Source organism: Pseudomonas tritici, assembly GCF_014268275.3.
In the GTDB taxonomy this organism is placed as follows: Bacteria; Pseudomonadota; Gammaproteobacteria; order Pseudomonadales; family Pseudomonadaceae; genus Aquipseudomonas; species Aquipseudomonas tritici.
In genome coordinates, this window is the sequence record NZ_CP077084.1 from 5648032 (window position 1) to 5674778 (window position 26747).

Below are 26747 nucleotides of genomic sequence, written 5' to 3' on the forward strand. Positions count from 1 at the left end.
GCGCCTACTTTCGCGGTTTGATCCGTGCCGTCGCCTCGGCCACCAACGGATCATCCGGCCAGTAATGTTTCGGATACCGCCCCTTCAAATCCTTCTTCACGTCGGCGTAGGTACTGCGCCAGAAGTTCGCCAGGTCCTGGGTCACCTGTACCGGCCGCCGCGCCGGGGACAGCAGGTGCAACTTCACCACCTGGCGCCCGCCGGCAATGCGCGGGGTGTCCGCCAGCCCGAACAATTCCTGCAAACGCACTGCCAGAATCGGCGGGTGTTCGCTGTAGTCCAAGCGCACTGACGAACCCGACGGCACTTTCACATGCTGCGGAGCCAGTTCATCGAGGCGCTGTGGCAGCGGCCACGGCAGCAGGTTGTGCAGGTAGCTGGCGATATCCAGGTTGGCGAAATGACTCAGGCGCGAGACTTTGCCCAAGTACGGCATCAACCAGTGTTCAAGGCTGGCGAGCAAGGCGCTATCGCTGATGTCGGGCCATTCGCTGGTTTTGCCGGCGTCGAGTTGGCGCAGCAGCATGACGCGAGCCTGCCATTGCCGTAGCTCAGGCGTCCACGGCAGCAGTTCAAGGCCTTTGCGGCGCACCAGGTTGACCAGCGCCTGGCTGCGCGCGGATTCGTCGAGGCCGGTCAGTGGTTCGCGGCTGAGCACCAGTTCGCCGACTTTGCGTTGGCGTTCGGCGCGCAGGACGCCTTCGCGTTCGTCCCAATCCAATTGGTCGACATTGCGCACTTGCTCGGCCAGCACCATGTCGAACAGCGCCGGATCAAAATCCGCTGCCAGGTAGATGCGTTCTTCACGCTGGCCCTGGCGGCTGCCCAGGTCGGCGATCACCAGCCAGGGTTGCTTCATCAGGCTGTCGGCCTCGGCGAACAACGCGGCACGGCCATTGGCCAGACGGTATTCGGCGCCACCGGGACGGCGTTGCTGGGCGACGCGGTCCGGGTAGGCCAGGGCGAGCAAGGCGCCGAGCCAGCGCGGGTGATCGGGATCGACCACCGGTTGCGTGGCCTTGCCTCTCAGGTAGCCGCGATATTGCCGGGCCAGTTGCTTGGCGCGCTGTACGCCGCCTTGCGTGCCACGCGCACGTTCTTCGCCGGACAACAGCGCCAGGCGGCTGTGCAAATCCGCGCCGCCACCGCGCAAGATGTCGCGCTCACCCAGCAGGGCGGCAACATCACACGCCGTCGCCGCGAGCCCCAAGTCCTGCCCGCGCAAGAGTAAATGGGCAATACGTGGATGAGCAGGCAACTCGGCCATCTTCTGGCCGTGCGCGGTGAGTGTGCCTTCATTCATGGCGCCGAGGCGCATCAGCAAGTCCTGCGCCTGGGCATACGCAGCGGTCGGCGGTACATCCAGCCACACCAGTTGTGTAGGCGTCACACCCCAACGCGCCAACTGCAAGGCCAAACCCGCCAGGTCGGCGGCGAGGATCTCCGCGCTGCCGTAAGCAGCCAGGCCTTCATGCTGGTCCTCGGACCACAAGCGATAACACACGCCAGGTTCCAGGCGCCCTGCCCGGCCAGCCCGTTGCGTGGCGCTGGCGCGGGAGATGCGCTGGGTGTCGAGGCGGGTCATGCCGCTGCCCGGGTCGAAGCGCGGCACGCGGGCCAAGCCGGCGTCGATCACCACGCGCACGCCATTGATGGTCAGGCTGGTCTCGGCGATGTTGGTCGCCAGCACGACTTTGCGTTTGCCGGCGGGCGCGGGATCGATAGCAGCGCGCTGGGCGTTCAAATCCAGTTCGCCATGCAGTGGGCACAGCAGCACATCGGTACGATCACCCAGGGCGTCGGCCAGTTGTTGATTGACCCGCCGAATCTCCGCCTGCCCCGGCAAGAACACCAGCACGCTGCCGGTTTCGTCATGCAGGGCTTCAAGGATGGTCTGTACCAGGCGCGGCTCGATAAATTCACCCGCCTGATACGGCCGCCCCCAACGCATCTGCACCGGGAACATGCGCCCTTCACTGCGCAGGATCGGCGCGTTGTCCAGTAGGCTGGCGAGGCGTTCGCCTTCGAGGGTGGCGGACATCAGCAGGATTTTCAGCGGCTGCTCATCGCGAAACAGGTCGCGGCCGTTCAGGCTCAGGGCCAACGCCAGGTCGGCGTCGAGACTGCGCTCGTGGAACTCGTCGAAAATCAGCAGGCCCACGCCGTCCAACGCCGGGTCGTCCTGCAGGCGGCGAGTGAGAATGCCTTCGGTGACCACTTCGATGCGCGTGTTGGGGCCGACTTTGCTGTCCAGCCGAATGCGATAACCGACGGTTTCACCGACTTTTTCACCCAGCTCGCTGGCCAAGCGCTCGGCAGCGGCGCGGGCGGCCAGGCGACGCGGTTCGAGCATCAGGATGGTTTGCCCGGCCAGCCATGGCTCATTCAACAAGGCCAAGGGCACGCGGGTGGTTTTACCGGCGCCGGGCGGCGCTTCCAGCACGGCTTCATGGCGATTTGCCAAGGCGTCACACAGGGCGGGTAAAACATCATCAATCGGCAACGAATTCATACTGGCTCCAAAGCAGAGCGGCGAGTATAACGGCGAACTGCCGGATGCCGACGCTGGTCTCAAAGACACAACCCGATCCTAATGGGAACACGGTTGAATGTGGGAGCGGGCTTGCTCGCGAATGCGGTGGATCAGTCAGCAGATGTATTAACTGAAAGACCGCATTCGCGAGCAAGCCCGCTCCCACATTTGAACATCGTCGCCTGGTAGATCTGGCTTATAGTCACCTTTCAATCGTGTTCAGGAGATTTTTTATGCGTATCGCTTCCCGTGTCATTGGCGGTGTCCTCGCCGTCACCCTGCTGAGCCAACTGACGGCTTGCGGATCGATCTTCTACCCGGACCGCCGCGGCCAGATCGACGGCAAGATCGACCCGACGATTGCCGTGCTCGATGCCGTGGGCCTGCTGTTCTACGTAATCCCAGGCCTGATCGCCTTTGGTGTGGACTTCGCCACCGGCGCCATCTACTTCGAACCGGGCAAGACCGCCCAAGTCGCCCCGGAAAAACTCCACGAAGCCATCGGCGCCGACGGCAAGGTCGACAATGCCAAGCTGCAAAGCATCATTCAGAAAGAAACCGGCCGCACCCTGCCGCTGGACGACCCGCGCATGATCCAGTTCAAAGGCAGCGTGCAACAGCTCGCCAGCCTGGGCCTGCAACCCGCTGCGTAAGGAGTCGAGCCGTCTATGACCAGCAGTCCCGAACACGCCAGGCTCTTGCGCCTGGCCACCCGCGCTTCGGTGGGTGTGGCCTGTGCGTTGATTATCACCAAGGCCATCGCCTGGTGGTTCAGCGGCTCGGTGAGCATGCTCGCCGGGTTGACCGACTCGCTGCTGGACGGCGTGACCTCGCTGTTGAATTTGCTCGCGGTGCATTACGCGCTGCGCCCGGCCGATGACGATCACCGTTATGGGCATGGCAAGGCAGAATCGCTGGCGGGCATGGCGCAAGCGCTGTTTATCGGCGGCAGTGCGGTGCTGATCGCGTTCCAGGCCTACGAGCGGCTGCAGCACCCGGAACCGGTGGGCGCGCCATGGTTGAGCATTGGTGTGATCGTGTTTTCCCTGGCGTTGACCGTCGCCTTATTAATGCTGCAACACCGGGTGATCCGCGAAACCGGCTCCAACGCCGTGCGCGCGGATTCGCTGCACTACCGCTCAGACCTGATGCTCAATGGGAGCATCCTGGTGGCGCTGGTGCTGGCGGGTTTTGGCTACCATCAAGTGGACGCCTGGTTCGGCCTGGGCATCGCTGCCTACATCTTGTGGAGCGCAATCCAGATCGCTCGGGAAAGTTTTGCGGTGTTGATGGATGAAGAGCTGCCGCCGGACGTCAGCCAGCACATGTTGGAACTGGCCCGTGGCGTACCGGGGGTGTTGGGTGCACATGATCTGCGCACGCGGATTTCCGGCAGCCACTGGTTTGTGCAGTTGCACTTGGAGTTGCCGGGGGAGTTGACGCTGTCAGTCGCCCACGGGATCAGCGATCAGGCCGCCGATGCCATTCACAAGGCTTACCCGCGCGCCGAAGTGCTGGTGCACGCCGACCCGCGGGAAGTAGTCACGGGCAATAAAACCTAGTACTGCACCTGATAGCCGCGACTGCTCAGGCAGTTGCCCTGGGCCTGGCGGTAGGTTTGCACCACCGCCGGGTCGGGGGCGTAGGTCACTTGCTGCGGATCGAAACCGCTTTGCTGCACGGCCCAGCGATAACAGTCATAACCGTCCTGCTGCACCTGGGCCGGTGACTGGCCGTTGGTGGGATACGCCACCACGTCATAGCCATTGCCTTGCGGCGTGGGCTGCGGCGCCGGCACGGCAGTCGGCGGTTGCACCACCACATACTGCTGGGAGCTGCTTTCGTAGGTGTAATAAGAGCCCGCCGCAAGAAAGAACAGCGCACTGCCTATCCACACTTCACGTGCATAGTCGGGCAGGTAATGCACCCGGATACCGTACGGCGGCGTCACCACCACATAGCGCGGGCCTTGCGGGCGGTACCAGTAGCCACCGGAATAGAAGTAATCCTGACCACGGTAAGGCACGCGGTAGTTGCGGTCGGGGAAGCGGTCGATCACGTAGCCAGGGCGATGCTGCGGCCCTGGGCCCCAGCCGTTGCCATGGCCGTCGGGGCGACCGGGCCAGCGGTTATCGCCCGGACGTGAGCCTGGGCCGCCGGCCTCCCAGTGCTGGTTACCGTCATTGCGTCGAGGGATGTCGCGGTAGTAGCCCTGGCGCGGCTCCTGGGTCTGGCGCACGGTGTCCGGGCGACTCTGGATCGGCAGGTTATTCGAGGGCTGCGGCACCGGCCGCCCCTGCTCGTTACCCTGGGGACGCCCCTGCCATTGGCCGCTACCGTTCTGACCACCGCGATCAAAATGCTGATTCTGCGGGCGTGGCTGATTGTTTTCCGGCCGAGGCTGATTGTTCTGCGGACGCGGTGGGTTATTCTGCGGCCGCGGCTGTTCATTACCCCCAGGCCGTCCGCCCTCCGGCCCTCTTTCATGCTGACCACCGCCTTCACCGCGCGGCGCGTTATCACGCTCGTCGGCCACTGCCTGGGCGCCAACGGTGACCATCAGCAAACCAACACCTGCCAAACGCCAGATGCGCTTCATGCTATTCCTCACTGCGGATTAGGGCCTGTCCATGAGACTGGAAAAGCGAGGCCCGGTTCTTGGACAGGTTATCAGCAGGCAAAAGAAAAGGGGTGACCCGTCGGCCACCCCTTGAGAACTTCGTCCTGGCTCAACGCTTTTGGCGTTGGCTCACCTCACGCCGTCTTGTGGACAGTGTGCAGCCTGGAGGCCGGCTCAACCCTGCTGGGGTGGCGGCCGCAACGGGCCTGATTGGGCGCGCTGCTGTGGACTGTTGTCCAGGCGGTGATTCTGTTGATAAAGATACAGGCGAGCGCCCGACAGATGATTGCGAAGATTGCGTCAATAAACAGTGCTTGCGCAATTTTTAACCCTTCATAGATAATTCACCGCAATAGTTACGACAAAGGCCAACCCAATGAGCAAGCTTGACCGATACGACCTGAGTATTTTGGCGGAATTGCAGCGCGATGCGAGGATCTCCAACCAGGAGTTGGCCGAACGTATCGGCTTGTCGCCTTCGCCGTGCTCGCGCCGGGTCAAGCAGTTGGAAGACGACGGCTACATCGCCCGCCAGGTCGCTTTGCTCGACCGCAAGATGCTCGGCCTGAGCCTGACGGCCTATGTGCTGATCGGCATGGACCGCCACACCCCCGAGCGTTTCGAGAATTTCGAAGCGGCCATTCGCACATTGCCCCAAGTATTGGAATGCAGTTTGGTGACGGGGATGGATGCTGACTATCAGTTGAAGGTGGTGGTACCGGATATGGATCACTACCAGAAGTTGCTGCTGGGGCATCTGACGCGCATTGATGGGGTGACCAGCGTGCGGTCGAGCTTTGTGCTGAACCAGGTGCTCAACAGCACCGAACTGCCGCTGACCCACCTGCGTACCTGAGACCAATGAAGCTCCCACATTGACCGCGACCGACTCAGGTCAATGTTGCGTCTGTAACGCTGCCGTATACTTCCCGCCTGCCCTGCTGGAAAAGCCCTAATGAACAACATCGACCCCGTCCTGTTTGAAGAATGGATGATGACCGGCCTGGTCACCCTCCTGATCATTTTCATGGGCTTTATCGTCTGGGACCTGGCGAAGAAATCCAAGGCCGGGCGCTTTGGCTCGTTCATCCTGTTCTTCGTACTGGGCCTGGGCGTGGCCGCGTTCATCATCAAGAGCGTGGTCATCGGCCTGATCGAGTCCGGCGCCTTATAAGCGCGCCGGCACTTCCTTCCACTGGCCTTGATCCAGGCCTTCAATTGTCCAATCGCCAATTCGCACACGTACCAGCCGCAAGGTGGGCAACCCCACGGCGGCGGTCATGCGCCGCACCTGACGGTTGCGCCCTTCTCGAATCACCAACTCCAACCAATGGGTCGGCACGCTTTTACGAAAGCGCACCGGCGGGTTGCGCGGCCATAACTCGGGCTCGTCCAACTGCCGTGCTTCGGCGGGCAAGGTCTTGCCGTCGTTCAGCTCGACGCCGTCACGCAGCCGTTGCAGTTGTTCTTCGGTTGGCTCGCCTTCCACTTGTACCCAGTAGGTTTTCGCCAGTTTGTGCTTGGGGTCGGCAATCCGCGCCTGGAGTTGGCCATCGTTGGTCAGCAGCAACAGGCCTTCACTGTCACGGTCCAGGCGACCGGCCGGGTAGATGCCGGGAATGTCGATAAAGTCCTTGAGGGTCGCGCGCCCGCCTTCGTCGCTGAACTGGGTCAGCACGTCGAACGGTTTATTGAACAGGATCAACTTCGGCTCGGCCGGCGGTGCCTTGGCGACACGACGGGCTGCGGAATGCGGAGGCTTCACGCCGGAGCGGCGCGAATCGGGACGGGTGGGACGGGACATGGCAAAGGAACATCTAACGGTCAGGACCGACAATGCTAGTGGCCTGACCGTTAAATGACCATCCCAACCGCTTAGCGAAACGGCGGTTCGTCGAAGCTGCGCAGTTTGCGCGAGTGCAGCGAGTTGAGCTCGGTGCGCAGCAGGTCCACGGCTTCGATGCCGATCTTCAAGTGCTGGCTGACCGCGCGCTCATAGAACGCGTTGGCCGAACCCGGCAGTTTGATCTCGCTGTGCAGCGGCTTATCGGACACGCACAGCAAGGTGCCGTAAGGCACACGCAAGCGGTAGCCTTGCGCCGCGATGGTACCGCTTTCCATGTCCACGGCCACCGCGCGAGACAGGTTGATCAATGGGCGTTCCTGGGCCCAGCGCAGCTCCCAGTTACGGTCGTCATAGGTCAACACGGTGCCGGTGCGCAGGCGTTTTTTCAGCTCTTCGCCTTTTTCGCCGGTGACGTTGGCCGCCGCTTGCTGCAAGGCCATCTGCACTTCGGCCAGGGCCGGGATCGGAATATTCGGCGGCACTACGCGGTCGAGAATCCCGTCGCGGCGCATATAGGCGTGGGCCAGTACGTAATCGCCGATGGTCTGGGATTGGCGCAGGCCGCCGCAGTGGCCGATCATCAGCCAGCAATGCGGGCGCAGCACGGCCAAATGGTCGGTGATGTTCTTGGCGTTGGACGGGCCGACGCCGATGTTCACCAAGGTCACGCCGTGGCCGTCGCTGGCCTGCAAGTGATAGGCCGGCATTTGATAACGATGCCACACAACGCCTGCGGCAATCGCCGACGCTTCACCGTGGTCCATGCTCTTGTCGATAACCACGTTGCCCGGCAGCACCATCCGGATAAACCGTGGGTCGCTGCGCAGTTGCTCCAGGCCATGCACGATGAACTGGTCGACATAACGGTGGTAGTTGGTCAGCAGGATCCACGGTTGCACATGGCGCCAGTCGCTGCCGGTGTAATGCACCAGGCGGCGCAGGGAAAAGTCAACGCGGGCCGCATCGAACAGCGCCAGCGGCAGCGGGTCGGTATTTTCCCAGTCGTACAGGCCATCGGCGATGCCATCGGTGGCAGCCGACAGGTCAGTGCTGGGGAACACGCGGGCCAGGGTCGCGGCGGTCACGCCGGAGCCGGCCAGTTCGTCGCCCTGCTCCACCACGTACGGGTACGGGATGTTCTGCTGGCTGACGCCCACTTCCACCGTCACGGTGAAGTCGTGCATCAGCGGCACCAGTTGCTCCAGGAGGTACTTACGGAAGGCCGCAGGATGGGTGACGGTAACACTGTAGGTCCCCGGCAACTGGACCTTGGCGTACGCCCGAGTGGTCTGTGGGACTTCGCCGTGGCAGTGGTAGGTCAGGCGCAGTTCCGGGTAACGAAACAGCGCACGTTGTTCGGCATCGGGTTCGACGCGGTCTTTGAGGTACTGCTTGAGGGCTTGATTGAGCGCGCCGGTAGCGCGCTCATGCAGGGCCGCCAGACGATCCACGGCTTCTTCAGCGGTTTGAACGACAACAAAAGCTTCGGTCACGGTAAGCATCCTGTGTTCTGACTTGCAGGCCTTTATCTTGCCTGTATCCCAGGCTCACTGAAACACCGGAATTGGAATGGGATCAATAATGTGGGAGCGGGCTTGCTCGCGAATGCGGCGGGTCAGCTACTGAATAGGTGACTGATACACCGCATTCGCGAGCAAGCCCGCTCCCACATTTTGACCGTGTCTAGTCAGAGGGGTTAGGTGTTGAGCGGGCAACAATCGCTTCCACGTCCACACCACGCGGCAAAGTCCCGTAGACCCGACCGGACGACGCACCCAACCGGCTGGCAATAAACCCATCACTCACCGCCGCATTCCCCGCCTCCAGCAACAATTTGGCCTGCAACGCCACGGCGATATCCTCGGTCAACTGCCGCGCACGGTACTGGATATCCTGAGTGTCCATAAACGCTGACTTCAGCTGTTCAATATGTCGCGCCAATGGCTTATCCCCGTGCCCGTCCCCGAGTTCGACAAACAACGCCTCCAGCACACCCGGTTCTTTTGACAACGCGCGCAGCACGTCCAGGCACTGCACATTGCCGGAACCTTCCCACGTCGAATTCACCGGGGCCTCACGGTACAGGCGCGGCAGGATGCTGTCCTCCACATACCCGGCGCCGCCCATGCACTCGGCGGCTTCGTTGATCATGGCCGGGGCGCGCTTGCAGATCCAATACTTGCCCACCGCCGTCACCAGCCGGGCGAACTTGGCTTCCTGCTCATCACCCAGGTTATCCAGGGCCTTGCCCATGCGCATGCTCAGGGCCAACGCGGATTCACTTTCCAGTGCCAGGTCAGCCAGCACGTTTTGCATCAGCGGTTGCTCGCTGAGTACACGGCCGCCCACCGAGCGATTGGCACAATGATGGCTGGCCTGGGTCAGCGCCTGGCGCATCAGGGCGCTGGAGCCGACCATGCAATCGAAGCGGGTCATGGCGACCATCTCGATGATGGTCGGCACGCCGCGTCCCTCCTCGCCGATCATCCAGGCCAGGGCGCCACGGAACTCCACTTCGCTGGAGGCGTTGGAGCAGTTGCCGAGTTTGTTTTTCAGGCGCTGGATGTAGAACTCGTTGCGCGTGCCATCCGGGCGATGTCGAGGCAGTAGGAAGCAGGACAGGCCCTTGTCGGTTTGCGCCAGCGTAAGGAAGGCATCACACATCGGCGCCGAACAGAACCATTTGTGGCCCACCAGTTCATAGGCTTGCCCCGGGCCGCCCGCGCCGACCGGGTAAGCGCGGGTGGTATTGGCGCGCACGTCGGTGCCGCCCTGTTTCTCGGTCATGGCCATGCCAATGGTGGCCCCGGCCTTGTGGGCGATGCCGACATTGCGTGGGTCGTATTGAGTGCTGAGAATTTTCGGCAGCCAAAGGTCAGCCAATTCTGGCTGCATACGCAGCGCCGGCACACAGGCGAAGGTCATGGTCAGCGGGCAGCCGGTACCGGCTTCGGCCTGGCTGTGCAGGTAGGTCATGGCAGCGCGGGCCACATGGGCACCGGACTGCGGGTGCGCCCAAGGCAGCGACGGCAGGCCGTGCTCGACGGCGGTGCGCATCAGTTCGTGATAAGCCGGGTGAAATTCCACCAGGTCGATGCGATGACCATAGCGGTCATGGCTGTTGAATACCGGTTTGTTCTGATTGGCCAGGAACCCGGCTTCCATCAGCGGCCCACCGGCTAGCGCGCCGTAGGCATCGATGCGCGCCTGCGCCCAGCCAGCGCCACAGCGGCGTGACCATTCTTGCAGTGGCAAGTCGATGCGATACAGGTTAGTGCCGTCCAGGGACGGCGGTTGGTTGGTGACGTCGTGGGTCTCGGCAAACTGATGCAGGTTCATGACGGGCCTCCTGAAAAAGGCCACGTCCAGTTGGGGCCTGAATTTCAGTTAAGCACCGTCATCCGCCTTAAAAAAGGGGCATACCCGCCGAAAGCCCGGCGCTTTCGCCCTCGACCGGACACAACAACCGACGCTCCAACACCGCTTGCAATGCCTCGAAACGCACCGGCTTGACCAGCCGATCGGAGATACCGATGCCATGGCAATGCTCGCGCTCAGACACATTCAGCGACGCACTCAAGGCGATCACCGGCAATTCACCGCAGCCAGGCAGTGCACGAATCTGACAGCACAAAGAGAAACCACCTTCGGGAAGGTCCAACAGTACCGCGTCGAAATCCCCGGCCTGCAAAGCCGCCAACGCGTTCGGGCCGCTGTCCACGTTTTTCACCCGGTAGCCGAGCTTAAGCAGCATGCCGCGCACCACTAATTGGCCGACGCTGTTGTCATCCACCAGCAGCACCGCGCACTCCTGAGGCGCGCGTTGCCGGCCTGGCATTGGTTTGAACTCAGGCGGCACTGGGCTGACCTCCACCTCCAGCTGGAAGCGGCTGCCTTTGCTCGGTTCGGAATGATGAGTGAGGCGCCCGCCCAGCAGCTCGATCAGTTGCCGACAGATCGCCAAGCCGATACCCATGCCGCCATATTCACGGGTGGTGGAGCCATCGAGCTGGAAGAACCGCTGGTACAGCGTGGCCTCATCTAGGAAGGCAAAGCCGATGCCGGTGTCGGTGACGATAAAGCTCAGGCGCAAAGCGCCCTCACTGTGCGGCACGCCGACCACACGCAGGCGGACCGAGCCTTCGTGGGTGAATTTGAAGGCGTTGTCCAGCAGGCAATCCAGGCACTGCAGCAGTTTGTCGGCGTCGCCCACCACGCGGTCCGGCAGTTCATCCGCCACGTCGATGGAAAACGCCAGGCCTTTGCTCTGGGCGCTGGCGTTGAACTGCTGGCGCAAGGTCTCGAGCGTCCCGCGCAGGCTGAACACCTGCGGCTGGGCACTCAGGCGCCCGGCCTGCAATTCAGTCAGGGTGAGGATGCCGTTGACCATGCGCATCATGTCCCGCGCCGAACCGGCGGCCGTTTGCTGGTACTGCGCCAGGTCAGCGTCCAACGGCACGGTTTGCATCAGTTCAAGGGAGCCGATCACGCCGTTCATGGGCGTGCGCAGTTCGTGAGTGAGGGTAGCGAGGAACTCATCCTTGAGTCGGTTACTGCGGGCCAATTGCTGGTTGAGCACTTCGAGCTTCTGGCTGGCATCGAACAGGATCTGCGCCTGTTGCTCACGCATGGAGTTGATACGGTCGGCCAGGGCCAGGGACAACAACGCCACTTCAATCGCCGAGCCGATCTGGCTGGCGTACATGGTCAGGAACACATTGGGCAGGTAGCCCAGCACCATCAGCGTATTCACCACCCCGCCCAGCAGGAACGCCGACCAGGCGATGATGAAATAGCGCGCCACTCGCTGGCCGCAATACCAGGCCTTGATGGCGGCAACAAAGATGGTCACGGTAAATACCAGCGCCAGACCAGTGGCCAGGCGCAGCGCCAGGGCGTAGCTGGTCATCAACGACAGCAGCATCACCACTGCGCCGCAGGCCACCAGCGCCAGCAGCAGGCGGTTGATCCAGCGACTGTGCTGGGCGGTGTGCAAGAAGCTGCGCGCAAACAGGCTGCCGAAGAGCGCCGCCGAGCCAATCAGGAACGGCGTCGCCGCATTCGCCCACCAAGGGTTGTTTGGCCAGAAATACTCCACCGCCGCGCCGTTGACCGACAGTTGGTACATGCCGAACGAAGCAATATAGAAGATGTAATAGAGGTAGCTGGTGTCGCGCACGCTGAGGTAGATGAACAGGTTGTAGACCAGCATCCCCAACAACACGCCATAGATCAGGCCTAACACATACAAGCGCAGCGGCTGTTGTTCCAGGTAGGCGGTGCTGGACCAGAGCGTCAATGGCGCCTGGATCGAGCCCTCGCTTTGCAGGCGCAGGTAGACAGTTTTCGCCTGCCCAGGGGTGAAGTCGACGTTGAACAGGTAATTGTTCTGGCGAATTTCACGGGAAGAATAGGGCAGCGCGTCCCCCGTGCGCCCGGCCAGGCGATAGGTGCCGGTGCTGTCGGGCAAATACAGCTCAAGATGGTCGAGCGGCGGGTACGCCAGCTCCAGCAACCAGGTGCGTTGCGCTTCGGGATGGGTGGGCAGGTAATGCAGATTGACCTTGAGCCAGAATACCGAGCGTGAGTAGCCGGCGTTGAGTGTGTCTTTATCGTGGGGCTTGAATAGCGTGGCGGCGGAAGGCGCGCTCACATCAGCAATGGTCAGGGCATCGGTCGGGTCTTCGAGCACTTGCATGGCCCGGCCCAGCGGCAGGCTTCGCGTGTCTTGGTTGAACTCGACGGCGTTGGCGAGCAGCGGCAGCCCGCACAACAGTAAAATCAGCAAATAGCGCATAGTGCCCCAGCGTGGCCTGTCCGGTTATGTCAAAAAGCCCCCCATCCTTTTGAGAAGACGTACACCGGCAATACAGTTAGTCGTTTGGATCCACTCTAGCATAGCCGCTAAAGGCCATTGGACACCATTGAAATAAAATTTTGAAAGGCTCTAGAACAAGGGTTTTAGCGCGTTTCACCGCAAGTAGCGGATACTAGCAAACAGCCATAAACGCTGATGATTGCGTACAAAATTCAGCCATCGCCAGACGGCCCCGGCAAAAGCGTTTGGTGGTAAGCTCGCGCACCATGAATATCTACAGCTCTCGCCCCGTTGTCCTCTGTCTCTCCGGCCATGATCCCAGTGGTGGCGCCGGCTTGCAGGCAGATATCGAAGCCCTGCTCGCCCAGGGCTGCCATGCGGCCCCGGCCGTCACCGCCCTGACCGTGCAGAACACCGTCAATGTCAGCGATTTCCGCGTGCTCGACCGCGAGTGGGTGCTGGCCCAGGCCAATGCCGTGCTCGGCGATTCCGAGGTGGCAGCGGTCAAGCTGGGCATGCTCGGTTCCACTGCGATGGTCGACACCGTGGTCGAACTGCTGCAGGCGCACCCGCACCTGCCGGTAGTGTGCGACCCGGTGCTGCGCGCCGGTGGCGGTGGCAGCCTGGGCAAGGACGAGGTCGGTTACGCGATGCGCGAGCGGCTGCTGCCGTTGTCGCTGATCGCCACGCCAAACTTGCCCGAAGCGCGCATCCTTGCAGAATTGCCTGAAGGCACGGCGGACGAATGCGCCGAGAAGCTGCTGCCGTACATCAAGCACCTGCTGATCACTGGCGGCCATGGCGATGAGCACGAAGTGCACAACCGTCTCTATAGCCGTGAAGGCACGCGCCAGACCTTTACCTGCCAGCGCCTGCCCGGCAGTTACCATGGTTCGGGCTGCACGCTGGCCAGTGCATTGGCCGGCCGGATCGCCCAGGGCGAAGGCTTGGTCAGCGCCGTGCAATCGGCCCTCAGCTACACTTGGCGCACACTGCGTGACGCCGAACAACTCGGCCAGGGCCAGTTTGTACCGCGCCGGTTGCCGCTGGATTTCTGCTCTTAACACCAAGGGGCATGCCCGATGAAACTACGTGGCCTTTACGCCATTACCGACAGCCAACTGTTGGCCGGCAAATTCCTCGCCTACGTCGAAGCGGCGTTGGACGGTGGCGTGACCCTGCTGCAGTACCGCGACAAAAGCAGCGACGAAGCCCGGCGCCTGCGTGAAGCGGAAAAGCTGCGGGAGCTGTGCTCGCGCTACAAGACCCAACTGATCATCAACGATGACGCTGAATTGGCCGCGCGCCTCGGCGTCGGCGTGCACCTGGGCCAGACCGACGGCCCACTGACCCCGGCCCGTGCGCTGCTCGGTTCCAAGGCCATCATCGGCTCGACCTGTCACAGCCAGATCGAACTGGCCGAGCAGGCCGCCAAGGAAGGCGCCAGCTACGTCGCCTTCGGCCGCTTCTTCAACTCCAACACCAAGCCCGGCGCGCCGGCGGCCACCGTCGAGATGCTGGCCCAGGCGCGCGCACGCTTGCACGTGCCAATCTGCGTGATCGGCGGTATCACCCTGGAGAACGCCGAACCGCTGGTGGCCCACGGGGCCGACCTGCTGGCGGTGGTGCACGGCCTGTTTGGCGCCGACAGCACCCAGGAAGTCACGCGTCGCGCCCGCGCGTTCAACGCCCTTCTTAAGATTTGATTTCAGAGAGCCCAACCATGTCCCGTTCCGAAACGCTGTTTGCCAATGCCCAGAAACATATCCCCGGCGGTGTGAACTCCCCCGTGCGTGCGTTCAAAAGCGTGGGCGGCACGCCGTTGTTCTTCAAGCATGCCGAAGGCGCCTACGTCACCGACGAAGATGACAAGCGCTACGTTGACTACGTCGGCTCCTGGGGCCCGATGATCCTCGGCCACAGCCACCCGGACGTACTGGACGCGGTGCGCAAGCAACTGGAACACGGCCTGTCCTACGGCGCACCGACCGCCATGGAAACCGAGATGGCCGATCTGGTGTGCGCCATCGTGCCGTCGATGGAAATGGTGCGCATGGTCAGCTCCGGCACCGAAGCCACCATGAGCGCGATCCGCCTGGCCCGTGGTTTCACCGGCCGCGACAGCATCATCAAGTTCGAAGGCTGCTACCACGGCCACTCCGACAGCCTGCTGGTGAAAGCCGGTTCCGGCCTGCTGACCCAAGGCGTGCCAAGCTCGGCCGGCGTACCGGCAGCCTTTGCCAAACACACCCTGACCCTGCCGTTCAACGACATCGCCGCCGTCGAGCAGATGCTCAATGAAGTGGGCCAGGACGTGGCCTGCATCATCGTCGAACCGGTGGCCGGCAACATGAACTGCGTACCGCCTGCGCCAGGCTTCCTTGAAGGCCTGCGCGAGCAGTGCGACAAGCACGGCGTGGTGCTGATTTTCGACGAAGTGATGACCGGTTTCCGTGTGGCCCTTGGTGGCGCGCAGGCGCACTACGGCGTAACGCCAGACCTGAGCACCTTCGGCAAGATCATCGGTGGCGGCATGCCAGTGGGCTGCTTTGGCGGCAAGCGCGAAATCATGCAGCACATCGCGCCGCTGGGCCCGGTGTACCAGGCAGGCACCTTGTCAGGTAACCCACTGGCCATGGCCGCCGGCCTGACCACCTTGCGCCTGATCAGCCGCCCGGGTTTCCACGCCGAGCTGACCGACTACACCACCCGCCTGCTCGACGGCCTGCAACAACGCGCCGACGCCGCCGGTATCCCGTTTGTAACAACGCAAGCGGGCGGCATGTTCGGCCTGTACTTCAGCGGCGCCGACGATATCGTCACGTTTGATGACGTGATGGGCAGCGACGCAGATCTGTTCAAGCGCTTCTTCCACCTGATGCTGGAAGGCGGCGTGTACCTGGCGCCGAGCGCGTTCGAAGCCGGCTTCACCTCGATCGCCCATGGCGAAGCCGAACTGAAGCTGACCCTCGACGCCGCTGAACGCGCCTTCGCCGCACTGAAATAATTGGCCGTAAAAATCAGGCACCGCACAAACGGTGTCTGATTTGCTACTTTGCTTACAGAGATTTCCGAGTTTTTTCGAGAAATCACCTGCAATCCGGCAGATAACTTGCCCAACCAGCAGAAAAACGAGTAAAGACTTTGTAAGCAGAGGCCTGCTTATTTCATAATGCGCGCTTATTGGATCCCCCGAGGGTCCGCGTGCCCCGTCAGAGGTAAGTCGATTCCCATGAAACGCACCGGCCGCACCCTGGTTCTGGGCTGCCTGTTGCTCCTTCAGCCGCTGCTGGCACATGCACAAGCAGGCGGCAACTCGTTGTTAATCCCAGCGATGGGTCGTTGCACCCTCAATACCCAGCCAGACAGCCAGGCCGAAGCGCTGAGCGCGTGCCAGAAACAGGCCGAGGACGGGGATGCGCAGGCGCAATACGAGTTGGGTGAGTACTTCCACGACAGCAAAAACCCATCCCGCGACCTCAACAAGGCCTTGAGCTACTTCGAGAAAGCCTCGTTGCAGGGCCACGCCCAGGCGCAGTTCCAACTGGGCAACATGTTCTTCAAAGGCGAAGGTGTGCCGGCCAATAACGTCCAGGCGTATATCGTGCTGAAAATGGCGGCGGTCAACGGTGCGGAAGATGCGCTGGATACGGCCGACGAAGTCGCCGAGCACATGCAGCGTGATGAATTGGAAGTGGCGACCCAGGTGCTGGGGCAGATTTTCCGCAATTACCTGCAGGAATTGCAGAGCGCGGATGGGCGTTCGCCCTTTTCACCCCTGCCCTGAATTCATCTAAACCCTTCTATCGCTATCGCAGGCAAGCCAGCGATGGGCGCGACGCGGTCTGAAGACTTATTTCTCAGGCATCGGCATCGGAAACGGCATGACATTGCTCACGCCCCGCGCTTCGCTGATTTTCGGCGTGCCCAGGCGCTCGACTTCATCGATGCGCACAATCGAATGCATCGGCACAAAACTGCGCACCACGCCTTCGAACTGAGCCTTGAGCTTTTCTTCGCCCGGGTCGACGACCAACTGGGTGCGCTCGCCAAAGACGAACTCTTCCACCTCCAGGAAACCCCACAGATCGCTCTGATAGATCTGCTTGGCGTACATTTCGAACACCTGGCCCTGGTTGAGGAAAATCACCTTATAGATTGGAGCTTCACGTTTGGTCATGGTGGGCGAACAACACATCGGGGATATAAAAGAGGGCGCGAACTATAGCATGGCACCCGATGCACAACGCTAGGAACCAATGGGCATGCCCCCTATAATGCGCGGTTCTTTACCACCAGTTGACGATTACCATGGCCAAGAAGCTTTATATCGAAACCCACGGTTGCCAGATGAACGAGTACGACAGCTCGCGCATGGTCGACCTGCTGGGCGAACACCAGGCCCTGGAAGTCACCGCCCGCGCCGAAGATGCCGACGTGATCCTGCTTAATACCTGCTCGATCCGCGAACGGGCCCAGGACCGTGTGTACTCACAACTGGGCCGCTGGCGTGAATTGAAACTGGCCAACCCGGACATGGTGATCGCCGTCGGCGGTTGCGTGGCCAGCCAGGAAGGCGCCGCGATCCGCGACCGCGCGCCCTATGTCGACGTGGTCTTCGGCCCACAGACCCTGCACCGCCTGCCGGAAATGATCGACGCGGCGCGCATCACCAAGCTGCCGCAGGTCGACGTATCCTTCCCGGAGATCGAAAAATTCGACCATTTGCCCGAGCCCCGTATCGATGGGCCAAGCGCCTACGTGTCGGTGATGGAAGGCTGCAGCAAGTACTGTACGTTCTGCGTAGTGCCCTACACCCGCGGTGAAGAAGTCAGCCGGCCGTTTGACGATGTCATGTCGGAAATCATCCACCTGGCCGAAAACGGCGTGCGCGAAGTGACGCTGCTGGGCCAGAACGTCAACGGCTATCGCGGCCTGACCCACGACGGCCGCCTGGCCGACCTGGCAGAGTTGATCCGCGTGGTCGCCGCCGTGGACGGAATCGAGCGTATTCGCTACACCACCTCGCACCCGCTGGAGTTTTCCGACAGCCTGATCCAGGCTCACGCCGAGGTGCCGGAGCTGGTCAAACACCTGCACCTGCCGGTGCAATCGGGCTCGGACCGCATCCTGTCGGCGATGAAGCGCAACCATACGGCGCTGGAATACAAATCCAAACTGCGCAAATTGCGCGCGGCGGTGCCGGGTATCTGCATCAGTTCGGACTTTATCGTTGGCTTCCCCGGTGAAACCGAGAAAGACTTCGAGCAGACCATGAAGCTGATCGAGGATGTCGGTTTCGACTTCTCCTACTCGTTCGTCTACAGCCAGCGCCCCGGCACCCCGGCGGCCGACTTGCTGGACGAAACCCCGGAAGCGCTGAAAAAAGAGCGCTTGAACGCGCTGCAACACCGCTTGAACCAACAGGGTTTCGAGATCAGCCGACAAATGGTCGGTTCGACCCAGCGGATCCTGGTCACCGACTACTCGAAAAAAGACCCGGGTGAGCTGCAAGGGCGTACTGAGAACAACCGAATCGTAAATTTCCGTTGCGACAATCCGACCTTGATCGGCCAGTTTGCCGAGGTGCACATTGATGCGGCGCAGCCCCATTCGTTGCGTGGTTCTTTGATCAACTGACAATCCCAGGATAAATGAAGATCAAATGTGGGAGCTGGCTTGCCTGCGATAGCGATGTAACAGGCGACATCTCTTTTGAATGTGCAGGCCCCATCGCAGGCAAGCCAGCTCCCACAGTAGTTATTTGTAGTTCTTGAGAGTGAGGCCAGTCCATTTAAGTGCTTTCGCACACAGGCGGCTGGCGTTATTCTCTATTTCACCTCAACAGCCAAAGGGCGGCTAAAAGCGACCTTGAACGCACCCATAGCAGAACCCCATCGTTTTCTCCTCGAGCCCTTTGAGGCTCGCCGTTTCGCCAACCTGTGCGGACAGTTCGACGAGCACCTGCGCCTGATCGAACAACGCCTGGGCATCGAGATCCGCAACCGCGGCAATCAGTTCGAGCTCATTGGCGAGGCCCACTACACCAAGTCTGCAGAAAACCTGCTGCGTCGGCTCTACCGCGAAACCAAGGGTAGCGAGCTGTCGCCGGAAACCGTGCACCTGTATTTGCAGGAATCGGCTGTGGAAGATTTGGCCAACAACCCCGTGGCCGAAGCCAGCGTGGCCCTGCGTACCAAAAAAGGCATGATTCGCCCAAAGGGCCTGAATCAGCAGAAGTACGTCAAGGCAATCCTCGGTAACGACATCAACTTCGGCATCGGCCCTGCGGGTACCGGCAAGACCTACCTGGCCGTGGCCTGCGCGGTCGACGCACTGGAGCGCGAGCAAGTGCGCCGCATCCTGCTGGTGCGCCCGGCGGTCGAGGCTGGCGAGAAGCTCGGTTTCCTGCCCGGCGACCTGGCGCAGAAGATCGACCCGTACCTGCGCCCGCTCTACGACGCGCTTTACGAGATGCTCGGCTTTGAATACGTGGCCAAGCTGATCGAACGCCAAGTGATTGAGATCGCCCCGCTGGCCTACATGCGCGGCCGCACCTTGAGCAACAGCTTCATCATCCTCGACGAAAGCCAGAACACCACGGTCGAGCAAATGAAGATGTTCCTGACCCGCATCGGGTTCGGTTCCACGGCCATTATCACCGGCGACATTACCCAGGTTGACCTGCCCAAGGGCACCAAGTCGGGCCTGAGCCATGTGATTGAAGTGCTCAAAGACGTGCCGGGCATCAGTTTCACGCATTTCTCGCCCAAGGACGTAGTGCGCCACCCGCTGGTGCAGCGCATTGTCGAAGCCTACGAGCGCTTCGAACACCGTGACGATGGTTTGTCCAAGGACACTCGCCGCGATGCTTGAGCTAGACCTGCAGCTGGCTACCGAAGCGCCCGCGCCCAGCGAAGAACAGTTCCGCCAATGGTGTGCGCTGGCCCTGCGCCAGCGCACCGCTGATTCGGAACTGACCATTCGCCTGGTCGACGAGCCCGAAGGCCGCGAACTGAACCACACCTGGCGCCAGAAGGATTACGCGACCAACGTACTGTCCTTCCCCGCCGACGTACCTGATGAACTGCTGGATATCCCGTTACTGGGCGACCTGGTCATCTGTGTCGAGGTGGTGGAGCGCGAGGCCAAGGAACAAGGCAAGGAACTTGAAGCCCATTGGGCCCATCTAGTCATCCACGGCTGCTTGCATCTCTTGGGTTACGACCATATAGACGATGACGAAGCCTGCGAGATGGAAACACTGGAACAAACGTTGCTTGCAGAACTGGGTCATCCAGACCCGTATGCAGACGACGAAGTTTAAAAACACTCAATTGTCACACTAAAGGATTCAGAGTAATCGCTATGAGCGAAGACCGATCGAGCAACGGGCAGAAGTCATGGCTGGGTAAAATTACCCAGGCTTTTGCCCACGAGCCGAAAAACCGCCAGGAGCTGCTTGAGCTGCTGCGCGAGGCCCATCAGAACAAGTTGCTGGACAGCGAAGCGCTGGCTATCGTCGAGGGCGCCATTCAGGTGGCTGACCTGCAAGTACGCGACATCATGGTCCCGCGCTCGCAGATGATCAGCATCAAGGCAACCCAGACCCCACGGGAATTCCTCCCGGCCGTGATCGACTCGGCGCACTCGCGCTACCCGGTGATCGGTGAAAGCCATGACGACGTCATGGGTGTCCTGCTGGCCAAGGACCTGCTGCCGTTGATCCTCAAGGAGAACGGTGACAGCTTCAACATCAAGGACCTGCTGCGTCCGGCCACCTTTGTGCCTGAATCCAAGCGCCTGAACGTGCTGCTGCGGGAATTCCGCGCCAACCACAATCACATGGCCATTGTGATCGACGAATACGGCGGCGTCGCTGGCCTGGTCACCATTGAAGACGTGCTGGAACAGATCGTCGGCGACATCGAAGACGAACACGACGTTGAAGAAGACAGCTACATCAAGCCGCTGCCCAGCGGTGATTTCCTGATCAAGGCGCTGACGCCGATCGAGAATTTCAACGAGTTCTTCGACAGCGAATTCTCCGACGATGAGTTCGACACCGTGGGTGGCCTGGTGATGAGTGCGTTCGGGCATCTGCCAAAACGTAACGAAACCACCGAGATCGGCGCTTATCGCTTCCGTATCCTGAATGCGGACAGCCGTCGTATCCACCTGATCCGCCTGACACCTATTGCCCGCTAAGGACTGACATGCGCCGTTTGATCGCACCCGGCTGGCCCGGTAATTTGCTGGCCGTGGTGGCCGGCGCCATCACCCCCCTGGCGCTGGCGCCGTTCGATCTGTGGCCATTTGCACTGGTAGCGGTCGGGTTGTTCTATGTAGGGCTGCGGGATCTGAGCCCCCGCCAGGCGCTTGGCCGTGGCTGGTGCTTCGGCTTTGGCCTGTTTGGCGCTGGCACCAGTTGGATTTACTACAGCATCCACCATTTCGGCGGCGCTTCGGTGTTGCTGGCTGGCTTCTTGATGCTGCTGTTTACCGCGGCCATCGCCTGGTTCTTCGCCCTGCCCGCCTGGCTGTGGGCGCGCTGGTTGCGCCGCAATGAAGCGCCGTTGGCGGATGCGCTCACGTTCGCGGCGTTGTGGGTCGGCCAGGAAGCATTTCGCGGCTGGTTCCTCACCGGTTTCCCGTGGTTGTACTCCGGTTACAGCCAACTCGACGGCCCCCTGACTGGCTTGGCACCCGTGGGCGGCATGTGGCTGATTTCCTTTGCCCTGGCACTGACGGCAGCCCTGCTGTGCAACCTGCCGCGCCTGCTGGCCGGTAAGCGCAATGCCTTTATCGGCGCTGGCTTGGTGCTGCTGGTAGCGCCGTGGGTGATCGGCCTGGCCCTCAAGCATCACGCCTGGACCAGCCCGTCTGGGGCGCCACTGAGCGTCGCAGCCATTCAGGGCAATGTCGAACAAAGCATGAAGTGGGACCCGGAGCAGCTCAATGCGCAGCTCGCGCTGTACCGCGACATGAGTTTGAGCTCAAAGCGTGTGGACCTGCTGGTATGGCCGGAGACGGCGGTGCCGGTGCTCAAGGAGTCTGTCGAAGGCTACCTGGGCATGATGGGCAAGTTCGCCGCCGACCGGCACACTGCGCTGATTACCGGTGTACCGATCCGCCAGGAAGTGCACCACCAGAAGCGCTACTTCAACGGCATCACCGTGGTGGGCGAAGGTGACGGCACCTACCTCAAGCAGAAGCTCGTGCCGTTTGGCGAATACGTCCCGCTGCAGGACATGCTGCGCGGCCTGATCGCCTTCTTTGACCTGCCGATGTCGGACTTCGCCCGTGGTCCTGCCGATCAGGCGATGCTACAGGCCAAGGGCTATCAGATTGCGCCCTTCATTTGCTACGAAGTGGTGTACCCGGAGTTCGCCGCCGGCCTCTCGGCTCAGAGTGATCTGCTGCTGACCATCAGCAACGACACCTGGTTCGGTCGCTCCATCGGCCCTTTGCAACACCTGCAAATGGCGCAGATGCGTGCGCTTGAAGCCGGCCGCTGGATGATCCGTGCCACCAACAATGGCGTGACCGGCCTGATCAACCCGTATGGGCAGATCACCGTGCAGATCCCGCAATTCGAGCGCGGCATTCTCTACGGTGAAGTAGTGCCGATGCACAACCTCACGCCGTACCTGCAATGGCGCTCGTGGCCGTTGATTATTGTGTGCCTTGGGCTGTTTGGCTGGGCGCTGCTGGCCGGTCGCATGTCCAAAACCGTCTAACAGACAAACGTAAAGCAGTGTGGGAGCTGGCTTGCCAGCTCCCATGATTGACCTGCGGTGTGGCAAGTTACCGATAAAACAACCGGTAACCTACCTGCCCCACCGCTTCATTGATCAACTGCCCGCTCTGCCACACCGACTTGAACTCCGGCATCCAACCACCCAGCGGCCTGGCATTGTCTACGCCCAGGAACCCCACTGGCGCAGGCACTACCGTGAAGCCAGCCTTCTCAAAACTCCACACCGCACGCGGCATGTGCCAGGCCTGAGTTACAACCACTACGCGTTTGACGCCCTCGGGTAGCAGAATCTCAGCACTCATCTGCGCATTTTCCCACGTAGTGCGGCTGTGCTCTTCCTTCCAGTGCACCGTCACACCGAAGTCATCCCTCATCGACACCGACATCAACTCTGCCTCGCTGGGCGGGGTGCCATAATGCAGGCCGCCAGCGGTCAACACCGGCAACCCGGAGGCCTTGGCCAATCGTGCGGCATACCGCTGACGCTCCAGGCCGATACCGGTTGGCTGGTCGGCGCCCCAGGCCGGGTCGCCGCGCTCGCGCCCCGAACCCAACACCACAATGGCGTCGGCGCGCTGAGCCAGTGTCGACCAGTCTTCCCGCGCCAGCGGCGGCTCGGTTTCCAGGGCCCGTGCGCCCCACTCCACCATCACCGGTAGGCTGATCAGCCACATGCCGCCAAAACCCAGGGCAAAGCAGCAACCCGCCAAGCGTGGCCGGCTGCGACGAAACCACCAGGCAAGCGCCAGCAGCAGCAAGAGAATGCCGGGCGGCAGGAGCAATTGTTTAATGAAATAACGAATAGGCATCGGGCATCTCCATAGATGCCCGAAGCCTAAGGTGTAACGGGGTTTAGCGACAATCCTTACAGTGCAGCGCGATGATGCGTTCAGGGGGGAATGAACTACTTGTAGCGGGCGGACCGGAGCTTTTCCGGGCCACGACCGGCCGACAAGTCCTTGAGCCACACCACCTTGGCTGGGTGCGTAGGCTCCCCTGCTGGCGGGTTTGCCACCCAGGGAGGCGCACTGCGCCCATTGCGTTCCAAATAGGCCTCGATCAGTTCCAGCTCTGCGCGGCTCAAACCACGCAGTTCCAACTCAACAGGCCGCTCATCACGCAATCGGCCTGCTGTTCTCGCCGCATCCAATGCACGACCCAATCGGTCGATCAGTCCTTCGTAGATATCCGGTTTCGATACGATTCGCTGCGATTCAACCATCCCCTCACCTCATTGAAGATATGACTCACTCCCCAATAAACAGCGTAGCCCCCATGGCTGCCCCTGCCTGCCGCCGCGACAGACGGCCCTGCGTGCGCAATCAGGGTTTCCCTCGATAGAGTGGGGTCATGTATGCTACGGCGCTTCCTGTAACTCCACTTCCCGCAGGGTTTGGGCACGGACGCGCCGCTTTTTGGTGTCGATCAACCTGAACGTTGCACCGAAGAGGATTAGGCCACCCCTATTCAGTTCAAAAGTAGCCATGCACGAACAATATCAGCCCCGTGAAATAGAAAACGCCGCCCAAACCTTCTGGGACGAGCAAAAGTCCTTTGAAGTCAGTGAACAGCCAGGCAAGGAGACTTTCTATTGCCTATCGATGTTCCCTTACCCCAGCGGCAAGCTACACATGGGGCACGTGCGCAACTACACCATCGGTGACGTGATTTCCCGCTACCAGCGCATGCAAGGCAAGAACGTCCTGCAACCCATGGGTTGGGACGCCTTCGGCATGCCGGCGGAAAACGCCGCGATGAAAAACAACGTGGCCCCTGCCAAGTGGACCTACGAAAACATCGCCTACATGAAGAACCAGCTGCGCAGCCTGGGCTTGGCGGTGGATTGGTCCCGCGAAGTGACCACCTGCAAGCCGGACTACTACCGCTGGGAACAATGGCTGTTCACTCGCCTGTTCGAAAAAGGCGTGATCTACAAAAAGAGCGGCACCGTGAACTGGGACCCGATCGACCAGACCGTGTTGGCCAACGAACAGGTGATCGACGGTCGCGGCTGGCGCTCCGGCGCGCTGATCGAAAAGCGCGAAATCCCGATGTACTACTTCAAGATCACCGCCTACGCGGATGAACTCTTGTCGAGCCTCGACGACCTGCCGGGCTGGCCTGAACAGGTCAAGACCATGCAACGCAACTGGATCGGCAAGTCCAAGGGCATGGAAGTGCAGTTCCCGTACAACGTCGATTCGATCGGCGTAGCGGGCGCGCTCAAAGTGTTTACTACCCGTCCGGATACCCTGATGGGCGCGACTTACGTCGCCGTGGCCGCCGAACACCCGCTGGCCACCCAGGCAGCCCAGAACAACCCTGAGCTGCAGGCGTTCATCGCCGAATGCAAAGGCGGCAGCGTGGCCGAAGCCGACGTCGCCACCCAGGAGAAAAAAGGCCTGCCAACCGGCCTGTTCGTCGAGCACCCACTCACCGGTGAAAAGCTGCCGGTCTGGGTCGCCAACTACGTGCTGATGCACTATGGCGATGGCGCCGTAATGGCTGTGCCGGCTCACGACGAGCGCGATTTTGAATTCGCCACCAAGTACAGCCTGCCGATCAAATCCGTGGTGCGCACCAGCTCGGGCGACACCAACCCGGCCCCGTGGCAAGACGCCTACGGCGAGCACGGTGAACTGATCAACTCCGGCGAATTTGATGGCCTGGACTTCCAGGGCGCGTTCGACGCGATCGAAGTCGCGCTGATCAAGAAGAACCTCGGCGCCTCGCGCACCCAGTTCCGCCTGCGCGACTGGGGCATCAGCCGCCAGCGCTACTGGGGCTGCCCGATCCCGATCATCCACTGCGAAAGCTGTGGCGATGTGCCGGTACCGGAAGACCAACTGCCGGTCGTGTTGCCGGAAGACGTGGTGCCGGATGGCGCCGGCTCGCCATTGGCGCGCATGCCTGAGTTCTACGAATGCAGTTGCCCGAAATGCGGCCAGCCTGCCAAGCGTGAAACCGACACCATGGACACCTTCGTCGAGTCCTCGTGGTACTACGCACGCTACGCCTCGCCGCACTATGAAGGCGGCCTGGTCGAAAAATCCGCGGCCGACCATTGGCTGCCGGTGGACCAGTACATCGGCGGTATCGAACACGCCATCCTTCACCTGCTGTACGCGCGCTTCTTCCACAAGCTGATGCGCGACGAAGGCCTGGTGAGTTCGGATGAGCCGTTCAAGAACCTGCTGACCCAAGGCATGGTGGTCGCCGAGACTTACTACCGCCGTGAAGCCAACGGCGCCTACACCTGGTTCAACCCGGCCGACGTCGAGCTTGAGCGCGACAGCAAAGCCAAGGTCATCAGCGCCAAGCTGATCGCCGACGGCCTGCCGGTGGAAATCGGTGGCACCGAGAAGATGGCCAAGTCGAAAAACAACGGCGTTGACCCACAGTCAATGATCGACCAGTTCGGCGCCGACACCTGCCGCCTGTTCATGATGTTCGCCTCGCCGCCTGACATGAGCGCCGAATGGTCCGACTCTGGCGTCGAAGGCTCGCACCGTTTCCTCAAGCGCGTCTGGCGCCTGGCGCATGCCCACATCAGCCAGGGCTTGCCGGGCAAACTGGACGTAGCGGCGTTGAGCGACGAGCAGAAACTCATTCGCCGCAGCACCCACCTGGCCATCAAGCAAGCCAGCCAGGACGTGGGCCAGCACCACAAATTCAACACCGCCATCGCCCAGGTGATGACGCTGATGAACGTGCTGGAAAAAGCGCCGCAAGCCACTGAACAGGATCGCGCGCTGGTACAGGAAGGCCTGGAAACGGTCACACTGCTGCTGGCCCCGATCACGCCGCACATCAGCCACGACTTGTGGAACCGCCTGGGCCACAACGGTGCCGTCATCGACGCGCGCTGGCCGGTACAGGATGAAAGCGCCCTGGTACAGGACACGCTGCAACTGGTGATCCAGGTCAACGGTAAACTGCGTGGCCAGATCGACATGCCGGCCAGTGCCAGCCGCGAAGACGTCGAAGCGGCTGCCCGCATCAACGAAAACGTGCTGCGTTTTACCGAAGGCCTGACGATCCGCAAAGTGATCGTAGTGCCTGGCAAACTGGTCAATATCGTCGCTAGCTAATCGGATCGGGCGCAGGGCTCGAGCCCTGCGCCGAACAAAGCCTTCAGGGCCTCGATAAGGCCCACATGGTTTCAAGGGG

Annotated in this window: 23 protein-coding genes; 14 read left to right on the plus strand and 9 right to left on the minus strand. The window is 61.4% G+C overall.

The annotated features are described in order from the left end of the window. Positions 1-4: 4 nt before the first annotated feature. Positions 5-2512 (minus strand): ATP-dependent helicase HrpB, encoded by a 2508-nt coding sequence (hrpB, locus tag HU722_RS25860; RefSeq protein WP_065891162.1) that lies wholly within the window; start codon positions 2510-2512, stop codon positions 5-7. Between the two features lie 254 nt (positions 2513-2766). On the opposite strand from hrpB, the gene pmcY reads away from it, so the two are divergent. Beyond that, on the plus strand, positions 2767-3186 hold the full coding sequence (pmcY, locus tag HU722_RS25865) for a periplasmic Zn2+ metallochaperone PmcY (RefSeq protein ID WP_065873659.1): 420 nt from the start codon (positions 2767-2769) through the stop codon (positions 3184-3186). Positions 3187-3201: 15 nt separating this feature from the next. Then, a complete protein-coding gene (locus tag HU722_RS25870; protein ID WP_065873660.1) occupies positions 3202-4095 on the plus strand; it encodes a cation diffusion facilitator family transporter in 894 nt (297 codons plus the stop codon). Here HU722_RS25870 and HU722_RS25875 read toward each other — a convergent pair. Then, positions 4092-5132, minus strand: coding sequence for a DUF6515 family protein (locus HU722_RS25875; protein ID WP_065873661.1), 1041 nt, complete (start codon positions 5130-5132; stop codon positions 4092-4094). The genes HU722_RS25870 and HU722_RS25875 overlap by 4 nt on opposite strands. 397 nt (positions 5133-5529) lie before the next feature. On the opposite strand from HU722_RS25875, the gene HU722_RS25880 reads away from it, so the two are divergent. Both HU722_RS25880 and HU722_RS25885 read left to right on the plus strand, forming a co-directional pair. Continuing rightward, positions 5530-6009 (plus strand): Lrp/AsnC family transcriptional regulator, encoded by a 480-nt coding sequence (locus tag HU722_RS25880; protein ID WP_017735654.1) that lies wholly within the window; start codon positions 5530-5532, stop codon positions 6007-6009. A gap of 108 nt (positions 6010-6117) precedes the next feature. Then, entirely contained in the window at positions 6118-6327 is a 210-nt protein-coding gene (locus tag HU722_RS25885) for a DUF2788 domain-containing protein (protein WP_065891203.1), read from the plus strand. Here HU722_RS25885 and HU722_RS25890 read toward each other — a convergent pair. The 4 genes from HU722_RS25890 to HU722_RS25905 form a co-directional block, all read right to left on the minus strand. Then, positions 6322-6957, minus strand: a complete 636-nt coding sequence (locus HU722_RS25890) for a pseudouridine synthase (RefSeq protein ID WP_065891163.1) — start codon at positions 6955-6957, stop codon at positions 6322-6324. The two genes, HU722_RS25885 and HU722_RS25890, sit on opposite strands and share 6 nt — an antisense overlap. Before the next feature lie 71 nt (positions 6958-7028). Next, a complete protein-coding gene (amn, locus tag HU722_RS25895; RefSeq protein ID WP_175403026.1) occupies positions 7029-8501 on the minus strand; it encodes an AMP nucleosidase in 1473 nt (490 codons plus the stop codon). Positions 8502-8682: 181 nt separating this feature from the next. Then, positions 8683-10338: an acyl-CoA dehydrogenase family protein gene (locus tag HU722_RS25900; RefSeq protein ID WP_065891165.1), complete on the minus strand. Its 1656-nt coding sequence runs from the start codon at positions 10336-10338 to the stop codon at positions 8683-8685. A 67-nt stretch (positions 10339-10405) separates the two neighbouring features. Further along, positions 10406-12796 carry a hybrid sensor histidine kinase/response regulator gene (locus HU722_RS25905; protein ID WP_065873664.1) on the minus strand — a complete coding sequence of 797 codons (2391 nt, stop codon included), beginning with the start codon at positions 12794-12796 and terminating at the stop codon, positions 10406-10408. Between the two features lie 287 nt (positions 12797-13083). Between HU722_RS25905 and HU722_RS25910 the strand changes: the two genes are divergently transcribed. The 4 genes from HU722_RS25910 (at position 13084) to HU722_RS25925 (ending at position 16604) form a co-directional block, all read left to right on the plus strand. Next, positions 13084-13881 (plus strand): hydroxymethylpyrimidine/phosphomethylpyrimidine kinase, encoded by a 798-nt coding sequence (locus tag HU722_RS25910; protein WP_065873665.1) that lies wholly within the window; start codon positions 13084-13086, stop codon positions 13879-13881. A gap of 18 nt (positions 13882-13899) precedes the next feature. Continuing rightward, entirely contained in the window at positions 13900-14523 is a 624-nt protein-coding gene (gene thiE, locus HU722_RS25915; RefSeq protein WP_065873666.1) for a thiamine phosphate synthase, read from the plus strand. 17 nt (positions 14524-14540) lie between these two features. Continuing rightward, the gene (hemL, locus tag HU722_RS25920) at positions 14541-15824 is read left to right on the plus strand and encodes a glutamate-1-semialdehyde 2,1-aminomutase (RefSeq protein ID WP_049711390.1); all 1284 of its coding nucleotides are present in this window, start codon (positions 14541-14543) and stop codon (positions 15822-15824) included. A gap of 225 nt (positions 15825-16049) precedes the next feature. Continuing rightward, entirely contained in the window at positions 16050-16604 is a 555-nt protein-coding gene (locus HU722_RS25925) for a tetratricopeptide repeat protein (protein ID WP_065891166.1), read from the plus strand. 66 nt (positions 16605-16670) lie between these two features. On the opposite strand, the gene HU722_RS25930 is transcribed toward HU722_RS25925, so the two are convergent. Further along, entirely contained in the window at positions 16671-16997 is a 327-nt protein-coding gene (locus tag HU722_RS25930; RefSeq protein WP_003236992.1) for a DUF1820 family protein, read from the minus strand. 131 nt (positions 16998-17128) lie between these two features. Between HU722_RS25930 and miaB the strand changes: the two genes are divergently transcribed. From miaB to lnt, 5 genes are all read left to right on the plus strand, one after another. Next, positions 17129-18457 (plus strand): tRNA (N6-isopentenyl adenosine(37)-C2)-methylthiotransferase MiaB, encoded by a 1329-nt coding sequence (gene miaB / locus HU722_RS25935; protein WP_065873667.1) that lies wholly within the window; start codon positions 17129-17131, stop codon positions 18455-18457. Positions 18458-18688: 231 nt separating this feature from the next. Further along, on the plus strand, positions 18689-19693 hold the full coding sequence (locus tag HU722_RS25940; RefSeq protein WP_065873668.1) for a PhoH family protein: 1005 nt from the start codon (positions 18689-18691) through the stop codon (positions 19691-19693). After that, positions 19686-20144, plus strand: coding sequence for an rRNA maturation RNase YbeY (ybeY, locus tag HU722_RS25945; protein WP_065873669.1), 459 nt, complete (start codon positions 19686-19688; stop codon positions 20142-20144). The genes HU722_RS25940 and ybeY overlap by 8 nt, the downstream gene beginning before the upstream one ends. 41 nt (positions 20145-20185) lie before the next feature. Further along, complete coding sequence (locus HU722_RS25950; protein WP_065873670.1) at positions 20186-21025, plus strand: CorC family transporter; 840 nt, start codon at positions 20186-20188, stop codon at positions 21023-21025. A gap of 8 nt (positions 21026-21033) precedes the next feature. Beyond that, positions 21034-22557 (plus strand): apolipoprotein N-acyltransferase, encoded by a 1524-nt coding sequence (gene lnt / locus HU722_RS25955; protein WP_065880408.1) that lies wholly within the window; start codon positions 21034-21036, stop codon positions 22555-22557. A gap of 67 nt (positions 22558-22624) precedes the next feature. Here the strand turns inward: lnt and HU722_RS25960 are convergent, their stop codons facing one another. Further along, positions 22625-23386 (minus strand): YdcF family protein, encoded by a 762-nt coding sequence (locus HU722_RS25960; RefSeq protein ID WP_065891168.1) that lies wholly within the window; start codon positions 23384-23386, stop codon positions 22625-22627. Positions 23387-23481: 95 nt separating this feature from the next. Continuing rightward, positions 23482-23799, minus strand: coding sequence for a hypothetical protein (locus HU722_RS25965; protein ID WP_065873673.1), 318 nt, complete (start codon positions 23797-23799; stop codon positions 23482-23484). A 262-nt stretch (positions 23800-24061) separates the two neighbouring features. Here HU722_RS25965 and leuS point away from each other — a divergent pair, with 262 nt between their 5' ends. Further along, positions 24062-26668 (plus strand): leucine--tRNA ligase, encoded by a 2607-nt coding sequence (leuS, locus tag HU722_RS25970; RefSeq protein WP_186753060.1) that lies wholly within the window; start codon positions 24062-24064, stop codon positions 26666-26668. The last annotated feature ends 79 nt before the right edge of the window (positions 26669-26747 follow it).

Excerpts from the sequence above, each read along its gene's own strand:
- hrpB (WP_065891162.1), bottom strand. The coding sequence starts at position 2,512 with ATGAATTCGTTGCCGATTGATGATGTTTTACCCGCCCTGTGTGACGCC.
- pmcY (WP_065873659.1), top strand. The coding sequence starts at position 2,767 with ATGCGTATCGCTTCCCGTGTCATTGGCGGTGTCCTCGCCGTCACCCTG.
- HU722_RS25870 (WP_065873660.1), top strand. The coding sequence starts at position 3,202 with ATGACCAGCAGTCCCGAACACGCCAGGCTCTTGCGCCTGGCCACCCGC.
- HU722_RS25875 (WP_065873661.1), bottom strand. The coding sequence starts at position 5,132 with ATGAAGCGCATCTGGCGTTTGGCAGGTGTTGGTTTGCTGATGGTCACC.
- HU722_RS25880 (WP_017735654.1), top strand. The coding sequence starts at position 5,530 with ATGAGCAAGCTTGACCGATACGACCTGAGTATTTTGGCGGAATTGCAG.
- HU722_RS25890 (WP_065891163.1), bottom strand. The coding sequence starts at position 6,957 with ATGTCCCGTCCCACCCGTCCCGATTCGCGCCGCTCCGGCGTGAAGCCT.
- amn (WP_175403026.1), bottom strand. The coding sequence starts at position 8,501 with ATGCTTACCGTGACCGAAGCTTTTGTTGTCGTTCAAACCGCTGAAGAA.
- HU722_RS25900 (WP_065891165.1), bottom strand. The coding sequence starts at position 10,338 with ATGAACCTGCATCAGTTTGCCGAGACCCACGACGTCACCAACCAACCG.
- HU722_RS25905 (WP_065873664.1), bottom strand. The coding sequence starts at position 12,796 with ATGCGCTATTTGCTGATTTTACTGTTGTGCGGGCTGCCGCTGCTCGCC.
- HU722_RS25910 (WP_065873665.1), top strand. The coding sequence starts at position 13,084 with ATGAATATCTACAGCTCTCGCCCCGTTGTCCTCTGTCTCTCCGGCCAT.
- thiE (WP_065873666.1), top strand. The coding sequence starts at position 13,900 with ATGAAACTACGTGGCCTTTACGCCATTACCGACAGCCAACTGTTGGCC.
- hemL (WP_049711390.1), top strand. The coding sequence starts at position 14,541 with ATGTCCCGTTCCGAAACGCTGTTTGCCAATGCCCAGAAACATATCCCC.
- HU722_RS25925 (WP_065891166.1), top strand. The coding sequence starts at position 16,050 with ATGAAACGCACCGGCCGCACCCTGGTTCTGGGCTGCCTGTTGCTCCTT.
- HU722_RS25930 (WP_003236992.1), bottom strand. The coding sequence starts at position 16,997 with ATGACCAAACGTGAAGCTCCAATCTATAAGGTGATTTTCCTCAACCAG.
- miaB (WP_065873667.1), top strand. The coding sequence starts at position 17,129 with ATGGCCAAGAAGCTTTATATCGAAACCCACGGTTGCCAGATGAACGAG.
- ybeY (WP_065873669.1), top strand. The coding sequence starts at position 19,686 with ATGCTTGAGCTAGACCTGCAGCTGGCTACCGAAGCGCCCGCGCCCAGC.
- HU722_RS25950 (WP_065873670.1), top strand. The coding sequence starts at position 20,186 with ATGAGCGAAGACCGATCGAGCAACGGGCAGAAGTCATGGCTGGGTAAA.
- lnt (WP_065880408.1), top strand. The coding sequence starts at position 21,034 with ATGCGCCGTTTGATCGCACCCGGCTGGCCCGGTAATTTGCTGGCCGTG.
- HU722_RS25960 (WP_065891168.1), bottom strand. The coding sequence starts at position 23,386 with ATGCCTATTCGTTATTTCATTAAACAATTGCTCCTGCCGCCCGGCATT.
- HU722_RS25965 (WP_065873673.1), bottom strand. The coding sequence starts at position 23,799 with ATGGTTGAATCGCAGCGAATCGTATCGAAACCGGATATCTACGAAGGA.
- leuS (WP_186753060.1), top strand. The coding sequence starts at position 24,062 with ATGCACGAACAATATCAGCCCCGTGAAATAGAAAACGCCGCCCAAACC.